This is a genomic window from Streptomyces sp. MCA2 (genome assembly GCF_023544705.1).
GTDB classification, from domain to species: Bacteria; Actinomycetota; Actinomycetes; order Streptomycetales; family Streptomycetaceae; genus Streptomyces; species Streptomyces decoyicus.
In genome coordinates, this window is record NZ_JAMJFM010000098.1 from 1 (window position 1) to 12,074 (window position 12,074).

The following is a 12,074-nucleotide window of genomic DNA, read 5'->3' on the forward strand; positions in this document are numbered from 1 at the left end:
GCCCCGCCCCCGCCGGTGGCCCATCGGCCGGCAGCAAACGGCGCAGCAGATCCATCCGGTCCTCGTCGGACAGTGCCAGCCGCTCCCAGAACCACGGCCCGAAGGCCTCCAGGCCCGTGTGCACGAAGCCGCCCGCCCGCAGGGACCGTTCCGTGATCCGGTCGGCGAGCAGCCGCAGGACGCCCGTGTACGGCCTCGCGTCGGGGACCCGGAGCAGCACGCCGGACAGCAGATGAGTGGCCCACCAGCGGCCGTCCACGGCCCCCGGGGCGGGTGCGCCGGCGGCGGGGGCGGTGGCCATCGGCACCAACTCCGCCAGCCGGAAGGTCAGTTGCACCGCGCCCTCGCGCCGTCCGAGCAGCAGCAGCGCCTGGACAGCCGGCCCGGCACGGTGTCCGGGCGTGGGGAGCAGATCGAGGTCCACATGGGCGCCCTGCAACCACTCCGCGAACTCCTCGTGCGCGAAGCGGTATCCGGACCCGGCCGGGACCAGCAGCCCCTCGGCCAGCACCGCGGAGGCCCAGCCGGGCTCCCGCGGGAAGACAGCCTCGAAGGACGTACGGTCCAGCGCGCCCGGCCCGGGGCCGAGAGCCCGGCGGGCCGCCTCGTGCACCTGGCCGGCGACCTGGGCGGCCAGCCGGCGCACGGCGGTGCCGCGCAGCGCGGGGCGGTGCGCGGCCGCGAGCCGTACGGCGATGCGCAGACACACCAGGTCCAGGTAGGCGTCGAAGATCTGATGACGGTCGGGCGCGCCGAGGCCGCCCGCATCGTCCCCCCGTCCGGCCTCGTCCCCCTTGGGGAGCGCCGCGCCGACCTCCGCGAGCAGGCGCAGGGCCAGCGGGTGGCGGGCGTCCGCCGCGGCCGGTGCGCCGGGCGGCAGGCCGTAGCGGCAACGGGCGCGCTCCGCCGCCTCCTCGGAGAGGTCACCGAGCTCCACACAGGCGGGCAGCGCGGGCGCCGGACGGCACGGCCGGTGCAGCAGGCCGGGCGGGAAGAGCGCACCGGCCCGCTCCCAGTACTCGGGGCGGCAGGCGATCACCAGCCGCACATCGGCCGTACGCAGCCAGTCGGCCGTCGCCTCGGTCCACCCGGCCAGCCGCTCCCGCCGCGCCAGGGCCGACGGCATCTCCTCCGGCCCGTCGAGCAGCACCAGCAGCGGACGCCCGGCCGCCGACGCCGCCCGGGCCACGCCCTGCGAGGTGGTGTCCGCCGGGTCACCGGCCGTACGGCCCGCCCCGGCGACGGTCCGGGCGGCGGACCGCAGCGCCCGCTCGACCGCGGTGTGCACCCCGTCGTCGTCGGACCGCAGCTCCGCGCCGCGCAGCCAGACGGTCGGAGCCGGTTTTGGACCCTGTGCCCGGCGTGCCGCGAGCCCGGCCAGCTCCGTGCTCCGTCCGGTCCCCGGCTCCCCCACCAGGGCCAGCACGCGCACCTCTGCGCTCTCGTGGCCTTCCCCGAAGCGCGCGAACTCCGCGACGGTCTCCGGCCGTTCGACGGGCTCCCGCCACAGCCGCAGGCGCTCGGCGGAGCCCATCGACACCTCGGCGAGATGCCGCGCACCGGCCGGATTCAATTCACTGCCGTAGGCCGGAACGGTCGCCGCGTTGCGCTCCAGCAGCGCGGCCAGCGCGCCCTGGGGCGCGGCCTCGGCGACCGCGCGCAGCGGAATCGCGAAGCCGCCCGCCCGGCGTCCGAACGCGCTCTCCCCCGGTCGGGCACGGCCGGGCGCCTGGGGATGCAGCGCGGTGCCGAGGACGCCGAGCACGGCGCCCGTCCGGGCGTCCAGCACCGGCCCGCCGACCGCGGGGCCGCCCAGCCGCAGCGCCTCCCGGCCCCCGGCGCACAGTCCGAGCTCCAGCGTTTCGTCGAGGAGATGGACGCGCTCGGTGGCCGTGTACATCACCCCGGAGCCCGGCCCGACGACGGTGCCGTCGAGCCAGCCGCCCGCCCAGAGCCGTGCGGTGGTGCCCGCGGCCGGCCGGCCGACGGAGATCGGCAGCGGCGCGAGCCGGTGCGGCCCGAAGCCCCCGGCCCGTACGAGGGCGAGCCCGGCCTCCGGAAGGGGCGTGAGGGCGTCGGCCGCCACCACGCAGGTCCAGCCGCCGCCCCCGGCCGCGCCGCCGCCGGCGCCGTCCGCCATGGGCTGGAGCACCAGCTGTGTCGCCCCGTCCACCGCTTCGTGGCTGGTGATCACGGTGCCCTCGTGGTCCGCGAGGAACCCCGTACCGCGCGTCCGGCCTGCCAGATCACGGATCCGCACCAGTGCCGCGTCCACATCGGCATCCAGCAGTGCCATCGCCGGTCCTCTCGCCCTGTCCAGTCCTCCGAACGGTAGGCAGGCGGTGATCGTCTCGACAGGGACCCGTTCCAACGCGCCCCCCTCCACGCCTTGCTTCACTTCGAGCGCCTCACCGAATGAGTGAATAGCCGGACCGCGCCGGTGAGGGAGGGAGAGAGGCGGCGGGAGCAGAGGTCCCCGCACGCCCTGCGAAAGGCCTCTGCACGCCCATGCGAAAGGCCGGGCCCGGAGCGCTTCAGCACGCCTCCGGACCCGGCCCCGAGCGCCAGGTGACCCGACCGCCCGTAGGCGGTCCGGCCCTAGACCGCGAACACCGCCAGGCTCTTCGCCTTCCCGCCCTGGTTCTCCACCAGCGCGAGGAACCGGCCGTCCGGTCCGAACGCCGCGATCGGGCCGGGGCCCTCGAACAGCGGCATCGGGATCCGCGCGCCGTTGAGCAGCAGCCGGGCCTGCGCCTCGGCGACGTCCCAGCGGGTGAACGCCGCGGCGGCCGCCTCACCGAGCGGCATGACCGGCAGGCCCTCCCCCTCGGTGTCGTCCACGGCGGCCTGGAGCTGTTCGAGCGTGCGCGCCCGGTCCAGCTTGTACGGGCCGACGCGGGTGCGGCGCAGCGCCGTCAGATGGCCGCCGACCCCGAGCCCCTCGCCCAGGTCACGGGCCAGGGCACGGATGTACGTACCGGACGAGCACTCGACGGAGACCAGCAGATCGGTCACCGGGGTGCCGTCGTCGGCCTCGGTCTCGTGCGCGGAGTGCACCACGAACGAGGAGACGGTGACCGGCCGGGCCGGGATCTCCACGTCCTCGCCGTCGCGCACCCGCGAGTACGACCGCTTGCCGTTGATCTTGATGGCGCTGACCTTCGACGGGACCTGCATGATCGCGCCGGACAGCCGGCCGACGCCCGCGTCGATGTCCTCGCGGGCGAGACCGTGCGCCGCCTTGGACGCGGTGAGCTCGCCCTCGGCGTCATCGGTGATCGTCGTCTGGCCGAGCCGGATCGTGCCGACGTACTCCTTCTCCGTCAGCGCGAGATGGCCGAGCAGCTTGGTGGCCCGCTCGATGCCCAGGACGAGCACGCCCGTCGCCATCGGGTCGAGCGTGCCGGCGTGCCCGACCCGGCGGGTGCGCGCCATACCGCGCATCTTTGCCACGACGTCGTGCGAAGTGAAGCCGGCCGGCTTGTCGACGATGACAAGGCCCGCCCGTCGCCCCCCACCACCCTTGCCGGAGAGCGCATCGCGCTCGCCCCTTTGGATGGGCTTATTGCTCTCACGCTTCATTCTGCCGCGGTGCCCTCGTCGTCGTCCTCGCCCGGCTTGCGGTACGGGTCGGCCTCGCCGGCGTACTGGGCGCCCGAGGAGACCTCGCGCACCGCGGCGTCCGAAGCCCGTGCCTTGTCGAGCAGGTCGTCGATCGTCTTGGCGTTCTCCGGCAGGGCGTCCGGCACGAAGGCCAGGGTGGGCGTGAACTTCGTCCCCGCCGCGGCCCCGACCGCGGAGCGCAGGATGCCCTTGGCGCTCTCCAGCCCGGCGGCGGCGCTCGCACGCTCCTCGTCATCGCCGTAGACCGTGTAGAAGACCGTAGCCTCCCGCAGGTCGCCGGTGACCCGGGTGTCCGTGATGGTCACGTGCGAACCGAGCCGCGGGTCCTTGATACCGCGCTGGAGCTTCTGGGCGACCACCTCCCGGATGAGGTCCGCCAGCTTCTTCGCCCGCGCATTGTCGGCCACTGGTCCGTCTCCTTCTTTCTTCCACAATTGTGCTTCCACCGGCGGCGGCCTGCCCGGTCCCCGGGTCAGTCGTCGTCGCCGTGCAGCTGTCGGTGTACCGACAGCAGCTCCACTTCGGGCCGTGCGGCGACCATGCGCTCGCAGCGGTCCATGACATCGGTGAGATGCCCGGCGTCCCCGGAGACCACCGCCAGGCCGATGGTGGCCCTGCGGTGCAGATCCTGGTCCCCGACCTCCGCGACGCTCACCGCGAATTTGCGGTGCAGCTCGGCGACGATCGGGCGGACGACGGAGCGCTTCTCCTTCAGCGACCGTACGTCGCCGAGAAGCAGGTCGAAGGACAGCGTCCCTACGTACATGCAAGACGGGTCAAGCCACCCGTGGGGCCTTGGGGGCACCTCCCGGCGTGAGCTGGGAGGCGTTCGTTTCATGGGAACCGTACACGGAACGGCCGGGGCCGATCGACGGAAATATTCCGCCGACCGGCCCCGGTCCCGCGTGTCGCCCGGCCGCCGCCTCCGGCGACCGTGCTACACGCGGGCAGTCACGCGCATGATCAGCCGCGCGGCTTCTCGCGCATCTCGTACGTCGCGATGACGTCGTCGATCTTGATGTCGTTGAAGTTTCCGAGGTTGATACCGCCCTCGAAGCCTTCGCGGATCTCGGTGACGTCGTCCTTGAAGCGGCGCAGGCCCTGGATGTTGAGGTCCTCCGCGACCACCTTGCCGTCGCGGATGAGGCGCGCCTTGGTGTTGCGCTTGACCTCGCCGGAGCGGATGAGCACACCCGCGATGTTGCCGAGCTTGGACGAGCGGAAGATCTCGCGGATCTCCGCGGTACCGAGCTCGACCTCCTCGTACTCCGGCTTGAGCATGCCCTTGAGGGCCGCCTCGATCTCCTCGATCGCCTGGTAGATGACCGAGTAGTACCGGACGTCGACGCCCTCGCGGTCGGCCATCTGCGTGGCACGGCCTTCGGCGCGCACGTTGAAGCCGATGACGATCGCGTCGGAGCCGGACGCCAGGTTGATGTCGGACTCCGTGACCGCACCGACGCCGCGGTGCAGCACGCGGATGTCGACCTCTTCGCCGACGTCGAGCTGGAGCAGCGAGGACTCGAGAGCCTCCACCGAACCGGACGCGTCGCCCTTGATGATGAGGTTGAGCTGCTGCACCTCGCCGGCCTTGAGCACCTTGTCGAGGTCCTCGAGGGACACCCGGCGGGTGCGCTTGGCGAAGGCGGCGTTGCGCTCGCGCGCCGCGCGCTTCTCGGCGATCTGACGGGCCGTACGGTCCTCGTCGACCACCAGGAAGTTGTCGCCGGCACCCGGGACGTTGGTCAGACCCAGGACCAGGACGGGGGTCGACGGACCCGCTTCCTCGACGTGGTTGCCCTTGTCGTCGAGCATCGCCCGGACTCGGCCGTACGCGTCGCCGACCACCATCGTCTCGCCGACGCGCAGCGTGCCGCGCTGGACCAGGACGGTCGCCACGGCGCCGCGGCCACGGTCGAGGTGGGCCTCGATCGCGATGCCCTGCGCGTCCTGCTCCGCGTTGGCGCGCAGGTCGAGCGAGGCGTCCGCGGTCAGGACCACGGCTTCGAGCAGCTGCTCGATGTTCAGGCCCTCACGAGCGGAGATGTCGACGAACATGGTGTCGCCGCCGTACTCCTCGGCCACCAGACCGAACTCGGTGAGCTGACCGCGCACCTTGGTCGGGTCGGCACCCTCGACGTCGATCTTGTTGACCGCGACCACGATCGGCACGTCGGCCGCCTTGGCGTGGTTCAGGGCCTCGATCGTCTGCGGCATGACACCGTCGTTGGCCGCCACCACGAGGATCGCGATGTCGGTCGACTTGGCACCACGGGCACGCATGGCGGTGAACGCCTCGTGACCCGGGGTGTCGATGAAGGTGATCCGACGCTCTTCGTCGTTGACCTCGGTCGCGACCTGGTAGGCACCGATGTGCTGGGTGATGCCGCCGGCCTCGCCCGCGATGACGTTCGTCTTGCGGATCGCGTCGAGCAGTCGCGTCTTACCGTGGTCGACGTGACCCATGACGGTCACCACCGGCGGACGCGCGACGAGCATTTCCTCGCCGCCCTCGTTCTCACCGAAGTCGATGTCGAAGGACTCGAGAAGCTCGCGGTCCTCCTCCTCCGGGCTGACGATCTCGACGACGTAGTTCATCTCGTCGGCGAGCAGCTGGAGGGTCTCGTCGGTGACCGACTGGGTCGCGGTGACCATCTCGCCCAGGTTCAGCATGACCTGGACCAGCGACGCCGGGTTGGCGTTGATCTTCTCGGCGAAGTCCGTCAGCGAGGCACCGCGCGACAGGCGAACCGTCGCACCGTTGCCACGGGGCAGCATGATGCCGCCCACCGACGGGGCCTGCATGGCCTCGTACTCCTGACGCCTCTGCCGCTTCGACTTGCGGCCACGACGCGCCGGACCGCCGGGACGGCCGAACGCACCCTGCGTGCCACCACGGCCACCGGGACCGCCGGGACGGCCGGCGAAGCCGGGACGACCGCCGAAGCCGCCGCCACCACCGGGACCGCCGCCACCGGGACGACCGGCGAAACCGCCGCCGCCACCCGGACGACCGCCGCCACCGCCACCGGGACGACCGGCGAAGCCGCCGCCGCCACCGGGACGACCGCCGCCGCCACCGGGACGACCGGCACCGCCGGGACCGCGACCGCCGCCACCGCCGCCGGGGCCCGGACGCGGGCCGGCAGCGGGACGCTGCGGCATCATGCCCGGGTTCGGGCGGTTACCGCCGCCACCACCGGGACGCGGGGCGCCACCGGGGGCCGCACCCTGCGGACGGGGCATGCCACCGGGGGTGGGACGCGCGCCGCCCTGGCCGCCCTGCGGACGGGGAGCACCCTGGCCGCCGCCCTGCGGACGCGGGCCGCCGGGACCACCCTGGCCACCGGGACGCGGGGCGCCACCGGGACGGGGGGCCTGCGGACGGGCCATGCCCGTGGAGCCACCGGACGTGAAGGGGTTGTTGCCCGGACGGGGGCCGGACGGACGGCCACCGGGACGCGGGGCCGGACGCTCGCCACCGGGGCGCGGAGCGTTACCGCGGCCCTGGCCGCCCTGACCACCCTGGCCGGACGCCGGACGGGCCGGACGCGGACCGGGGGCACCGGGACGGGGAGCCGACTGACCGGCGGCGGGAGCGGCCGGCGCGGACGGCGGAGCCTGGAACTCGGGCTGCGCGGGGGCGGCCGGAGCGGGCTTGGGTGCCGGAGCCTTCGGGGCCGGCGTGGGCCGCGGGCCCGGGGTGGGGCCGGCGGCGGGAGTGCTCTTGGGAGCCACCGGGGCCTCGGGGGCCTTCGGTGCCTCGGGGGCTGCCGGAGCCGCGGGGCCCGGCTTGGGGGCGCCCGGCTTCGGAGCAGCAGGACGTTCCCCCGCTGCCTTGGCGGCAGGGGAGGTGGCCCCAGCCTGCGCCGGAGACGGCGCGGACGGCTTCGCGGGGGCCGACTTGCGCGGCGCCGCGGGCTTACCGGCGGCGCGGCCATTGCCGCTGCCTGCCTGGAAAGCGTCGGTCAACTTGCGAACAACCGGCGCCTCGATCGTCGAGGACGCCGAACGGACGAATTCACCAAGTTCTTGGAGCTTGGCCATGACGACCTTGCTCTCAACGCCGAACTCCTTGGCGAGTTCGTATACCCGGACCTTAGCCACTTCGCTCCTTCTAGGTCCGGGTTTGTCCACCGGACCGTCGCTACTTCATGGGCGTACTCATCGCGTACTCATCGAGTGCTCATCGCAATCTCGACCTACTTCCGACTCGCGAGGTACCTGACCGCACGGTTTTCCGTGCGCTGTGCGTTTCTTGCTGCTGTGCGTTAGTGCAACGGCGGCTGCTCGACGGGCTTCCGCTCGAGGAACCGACGGAGATCCGTCGTGTCGAACGGCCCCCGGGCCCGGTAGGCCCGGTTGAACGCCCGGCGGCGAACCGCCAGGTCGAGGCAGACCAGTGTCGGGTGCACGTAAGCACCCCGGCCGGGCAGCGTACCGCGAGGATCGGGGGCACACTCACCCTCGTTCTCCACGATGCGCAGCAAATCGCCCTTGGCCGCTCGCTCCCGGCATCCCAGACAGGTGCGCTCAGGGCATGCGCGGGCATGCGTCCGGCCAGACACTGCTTAAGTCTACCTCCCCGCGCCGACCCGGCCCCGATGGGGTAAAGGCGGAACGGCTGCTCAGAATTCCGGGCGGAGCGCCGCAGCACCACCGATTTTCCGGTGCCGCGGCGCCACTGTCCGTTTTGTACGGTCTCAGTCCTGCGGTGCGACCTGCTCGGTGTCCGGGCGGATGTCGATCCGCCAGCCCGTGAGACGGGCGGCGAGCCGGGCGTTCTGCCCTTCCTTGCCGATGGCCAGCGACAGCTGGTAGTCGGGGACCGTGACCCGGGCGGAGCGCGCCGCCAGGTCCACGACCTCGACCTTGCTGACCCTGGCCGGCGACAGCGCGTTCGCCACCAGCTCGGCCGGGTCGTCCGACCAGTCCACGATGTCGATCTTCTCGCCGTGCAGCTCGGCCATCACGGCGCGCACCCGGCCGCCCATCGGGCCGATGCAGGCACCCTTGGCGTTCAGGCCCGAGCGGGTGGACCGTACGGCGATCTTGGTGCGGTGGCCGGCCTCGCGGGCGATGGCGGAGATCTCCACCGAGCCGTCCGCGATCTCCGGGACCTCCATGGCGAAGAGCTTCTTCACCAGATTGGGGTGGGTGCGCGACAGCGTCACGGACGGGCCGCGGACACCCTTGGCCACCCGTACGACGTAGGAGCGCAGCCGGGTGCCGTGCGCGTAGTCCTCGCCGGGGACCTGCTCCTGCACCGGCAGCATGGCCTCCATCGGGCCGATGTCCACCAGCACGTTCTTGGGGTCCTTGCCCTGCTGGACGACACCGGTGATGACATCGCCCTCACGGCCGGCGAACTCGCCGAAGGTGATCTCCTCCTCGGCGTCCCGCAGCCGCTGGAGGATGACCTGCTTGGCGGTCGTCGCCGCGATCCGCCCGAAACCGGAGGGGGTGTCGTCGAAGTCGCGGGGCTCGGCGCCCTCCTCCAGGTCCTCCGGGTCCTCCTTCGCCCACACCGTCACATGCCCGGTGTTGCGGTCCAGCTCCACCCGCGCCCGCCGGCGGCTGCCCTCGGTGCGGTGGTAGGCAATGAGGAGGGCCGACTCGATCGCCTCGACCAGCAGGTCGAACGAGATCTCCTTCTCCCGCACCAGTCCCCGCAGGGCACTCATGTCGATATCCACGGCTACGCCTCCTCCTTGTTCTCGTCGATCTTCTCGTCGTGCTTGTCCGACTTGTCGGCCTTGCGGTTGAACTCCAGCTCGACACGCGCCTTGGCGATCTCGTCGAAGGAGAGGCGGCGGGCGGTCGGCTTGCGGCCCTTGACACCCGGCACCTCGACGTCCAGCCCCGCGTCGTCGACCGCGATGATCCGTGCCACCAGCTCCCCGCCCTCGTGGAGTTGGGCCTTGATGAGGCGGCCGACGGCGCGGCGGTAGTGCCGCAGCTCGGTCAGCGGCCGGTCGGCGCCGGGAGAGGTCACCTCAAGGGTGTACGGGGCGCCGCCCATCGCATCGGAGTCGTCCAGGACCTGGGAGGCCTCGCGGCTCAGCTCGGCACACTCGTCCAGCTGGACGCCCTCGTCGGAATCGACCACGATCCTCAGCACCCGCCGCTTGCCTGCCGGTGTCACCTCGATCTCTTCCAGATCCAGGTCTCGCGCGGCGACGAGCGGTTCAAGCAATCCGCGCAGCCTCTCGCTCTGGGTGGTGCTCATCCGGGTGACTCCTCGGCCGCGTGTGCTGTTGTGGGTGGGTCGCGTGTCGGGTCAAAGCCTATCGGTTCCGGCGGGGTACTGACGATTCGGTGGGTGGTCACGGATACTCTCGCCTGCGGTGATCACTACGAAAGACCCCGGGAAGTGCAACGTGCCGAAAGTGGCGCTCACGCGCAGAAGGACCCTGCTGGCCGGCGCCGCCCTCGGGGGCATGGCGCTGCTCACGGGCTGCTCCGAGGAGCCCGGCCCCGACCGGGCCGAACACTCCTCCGCCGCCGACCGGCTGCGCGAGCGCTCCGCCCGCGACAGTACGACCCTGCTGGCGCGCTATGACGCGACGCTGGCCGCGCATCCGGCGCTGGAGTCGCGGCTGCGCCCGCTGCGCTCCGAAGTCGCCCGGCACGCCGAGGCGTTCAGTGACGAAGGGGCCGCACCCTCGCCCGGCGGCGGCGCCTCCGACGGACCGGCGCGCGACGCCGGTGTGCCCGCTTCCGGTGCGTCGCCGCACGGCTCCCGGCGCCCGTCCGACCCCCAGGTTCCCCAGGACGAGAAGGGCGCACGCGCGGCCCTCGCCGAGGCGGAGCGCAAGCTCGCCGATGTCCGCACCAAGGCACTGACCGCCGCGCCCCCGCAGTTGGCCCGGCTGCTCGCCTCGGTCGCGGCGGCCGGAGCGGCCCATGCGTATCTGCTGGCGGAGCCGGCCGGATGACGGGCACGGCAGCACGGCAGCGGACAGGGAACGGCGAAGGGGCGTGCGCATGAGGGCCACAGCGGTTCACGGCAGGAACAGGCGCGAGGACGAGGACAGCGGGCACGACGAGCTGACGGCCGTGCAGGCGGCGCTGGCCGCCGAGCATGCGGCGGTCTACGGCTACGGCGTGGTCGGCGGCCGGATCGCCGACGACCGGCGCAAGGAGGCCCAGGCGGCGTACGACGGGCATCGTGCGCGCCGGGATGCGCTGCGCCGCGAGGTGCGCGACCTGGGCGGTACGCCGCGGGCCGCGGCCGCCGCCTACGAGCTGCCCTTCCCGGTCCCGGACGCGGCCGCCGCGGCCCGGCTGGCGGCGGAGCTGGAGGACCGGCTGGCCGCCGTCTACGCGGATCTCGTACGGTCCGGCGGCAGGGCCCGGCGCACGGAGGCGGCGGCCGCGCTGCGCGAGGCGGCGGTGCGGGCGGTGCGCTGGCGCGGCAGCGGCGTAGCCTTCCCTGGGCTCGTGGAGCGGGCCGCGGCCGCCGCACCGACCGGCGCCGCGAGCGCCTCCGCCGGCGCGCTCTGAACGACCGGCCGCGGTGCGGTCACGGCCCCAGGAAGGGGACAGCTCAAGCATGGCAACGGCACCCATCGAACCGCCGCAGCGGTTGGTGAGTTCGCTGAGCGGCGATCCGGAAAGTCCCGTGCGCAAGTGGCTCGACGCGCTGCCGACGCTGGTTCAGCAGCGGCTGGACGCCTGGGATCTGACGCTGGAGCGGGTGCACGCCCCCGGTGGCCGCAGCAGTCTGCTCGCCCTCGTACGGCAGCAGGACGGGACGCCGGCGGCGCTCAAGTTCCCGGTGCCCGGGCGGGTGTCCGCGCACGAAGGGGCGGCGCTGGAGGCATGGGACGGCTGGGGCGCGGTGCGGCTGCTGCGGGCCGACGACACGAGCGGTGCGCTGCTGCTGGAGCGGCTCCAGGGCGCGGTGTCGCTGCGGTCGCTGCCGGAGGCCAAGGCGTTGCTGGAGGCGGCCGGTACGGTGCGGCGGCTGTGGGTGGCGCAGGGTGCCGGGCATGCCTTCGAGACGCTGTCCGGGCGTACCGAGGAGGCCGTGGAGGCGCTGCGGACGGCCGGGGCGCTGGCCCCGGCGGCCGGGCCGCTGGTGGACCAGGCGCTGGAGCTGCGGCGCGCCCTGGCGGAGGGGTCCGACGAGCAGTTCCTGCTGCACGGCACGTTCCGGCAGGGCAAGGTGCTGGCCGGTGAGCGGTCGCCCTGGCTGGCGGTCGGCCCGTCGCCGGTGGTCGGCGAGCGGGCGTACGACCTGGCGGCGCTGGTGCTGGACCGGTTCGAGGATCTGATGGCCGGGTCGGGCGCGGCCGCCGCGGCCCGCCGCCGGGTGGCCAAGCTGGCCGATTCCCTGGAAGTGGACCGGGACCGGCTGCGCGACTGGACGCTCTACCGGGCGGTCGACACCGGCGTGCGGGAGGTGGCGGTGGGCGAGCGGCAGCGCGGCGAGCTGCTGCTGGAGT

The 12,074-nt window shown here is 73.3% G+C and carries 10 protein-coding genes and 1 pseudogene; 3 read left to right on the top strand and 8 right to left on the bottom strand.

Going from position 1 to position 12,074, the window contains the following annotated elements:
- The 8 genes and pseudogenes from M8I34_RS40485 to rimP form a co-directional block, all read right to left on the bottom strand.
- Positions 1–2,296, bottom strand: a pseudogene (locus M8I34_RS40485) (hypothetical protein); the annotation flags it as partial.
- A 302-nt stretch (positions 2,297–2,598) separates the two neighbouring features.
- Positions 2,599–3,582: a tRNA pseudouridine(55) synthase TruB gene (gene truB / locus M8I34_RS40490; protein WP_250058077.1), complete on the bottom strand. Its 984-nt coding sequence runs from the start codon at positions 3,580–3,582 to the stop codon at positions 2,599–2,601.
- Positions 3,579–4,031 carry a 30S ribosome-binding factor RbfA gene (gene rbfA, locus M8I34_RS40495; protein WP_030080309.1) on the bottom strand — a complete coding sequence of 151 codons (453 nt, stop codon included), beginning with the start codon at positions 4,029–4,031 and terminating at the stop codon, positions 3,579–3,581. Before rbfA ends, truB begins: the two co-directional genes overlap by 4 nt.
- A 65-nt stretch (positions 4,032–4,096) precedes the next feature.
- Positions 4,097–4,390 (bottom strand): DUF503 domain-containing protein, encoded by a 294-nt coding sequence (locus M8I34_RS40500; RefSeq protein ID WP_030991978.1) that lies wholly within the window; start codon positions 4,388–4,390, stop codon positions 4,097–4,099.
- A gap of 197 nt (positions 4,391–4,587) precedes the next feature.
- The gene (gene infB, locus M8I34_RS41785) at positions 4,588–7,731 is read right to left on the bottom strand and encodes a translation initiation factor IF-2 (protein WP_250058078.1); all 3,144 of its coding nucleotides are present in this window, start codon (positions 7,729–7,731) and stop codon (positions 4,588–4,590) included.
- A 164-nt stretch (positions 7,732–7,895) separates the two neighbouring features.
- Positions 7,896–8,192 carry a YlxR family protein gene (locus tag M8I34_RS40510; protein ID WP_244418463.1) on the bottom strand — a complete coding sequence of 99 codons (297 nt, stop codon included), beginning with the start codon at positions 8,190–8,192 and terminating at the stop codon, positions 7,896–7,898.
- A 135-nt stretch (positions 8,193–8,327) separates the two neighbouring features.
- A complete protein-coding gene (gene nusA / locus M8I34_RS40515; protein WP_030080300.1) occupies positions 8,328–9,320 on the bottom strand; it encodes a transcription termination factor NusA in 993 nt (330 codons plus the stop codon).
- Positions 9,321–9,322: 2 nt separating this feature from the next.
- Positions 9,323–9,853: a ribosome maturation factor RimP gene (rimP, locus tag M8I34_RS40520; RefSeq protein ID WP_250058079.1), complete on the bottom strand. Its 531-nt coding sequence runs from the start codon at positions 9,851–9,853 to the stop codon at positions 9,323–9,325.
- A gap of 160 nt (positions 9,854–10,013) precedes the next feature.
- On the opposite strand from rimP, the gene M8I34_RS40525 reads away from it, so the two are divergent.
- The 3 genes from M8I34_RS40525 to M8I34_RS40535 form a co-directional block, all read left to right on the top strand.
- The gene (locus M8I34_RS40525) at positions 10,014–10,562 is read left to right on the top strand and encodes a hypothetical protein (protein ID WP_250058080.1); all 549 of its coding nucleotides are present in this window, start codon (positions 10,014–10,016) and stop codon (positions 10,560–10,562) included.
- Positions 10,563–10,611: 49 nt separating this feature from the next.
- The gene (locus tag M8I34_RS40530; RefSeq protein WP_244418466.1) at positions 10,612–11,130 is read left to right on the top strand and encodes a ferritin-like domain-containing protein; all 519 of its coding nucleotides are present in this window, start codon (positions 10,612–10,614) and stop codon (positions 11,128–11,130) included.
- A gap of 49 nt (positions 11,131–11,179) precedes the next feature.
- A partial coding sequence (locus M8I34_RS40535; RefSeq protein ID WP_250058081.1) for an aminoglycoside phosphotransferase family protein occupies positions 11,180–12,074 on the top strand: 895 nt, incomplete at its 3' end.